Source organism: Paraburkholderia fungorum (genome assembly GCF_046026025.1).
GTDB classification, from domain to species: domain Bacteria; phylum Pseudomonadota; class Gammaproteobacteria; order Burkholderiales; family Burkholderiaceae; genus Paraburkholderia; species Paraburkholderia fungorum_E.
In genome coordinates, this window is the sequence record NZ_JAQQFL010000111.1 from 1 (window position 1) to 468 (window position 468).

1 protein-coding gene is annotated in these 468 nt (G+C 61.5%); it reads left to right on the top strand.

The features are described 5' to 3' along the window. Nucleotides 1–468 (top strand): AMP-binding protein (locus PQR67_RS38230; RefSeq protein WP_408467961.1); only part of this gene is annotated, 468 nt, incomplete at both ends.

A 468-nucleotide genomic window follows, 5' to 3' on the forward strand; every position in this document is an offset into this window, starting at 1 on the left:
GCGCTGGATGCCACGGACACGGTGCTGCAGAAAACGCCGTTCAGCTTCGACGTCTCGGTCTGGGAGTTCTTCTGGCCGTTGATGACAGGCGCGCGTCTGGCAGTCGCCGCGCCGGACGATCATCGCGATCCGCAGAAACTGGTTGAACTGATCGAACGTCACGTGGTGACGACACTGCATTTCGTGCCGTCGATGCTGCAGGCGTTTATCGCCTATGAAGGCGCGCAGCAGTGTAGTGGCCTCAGGCGCGTGATCTGCAGTGGCGAGGCGTTGTCCACGGAGCTGAAGGACAGGGCACTGGCCACGTTACCGGAAGTCAGGCTCTACAACCTGTACGGACCGACGGAAGCGGCCATCGACGTCACGCACTGGAGTTGCCAGGCGGACGATACGGTCACGCCAATCGGGCGCCCCATCGCGAACGTTCAGACGGTCGTACTGGACACATCACTGAACATGACGCCGGTA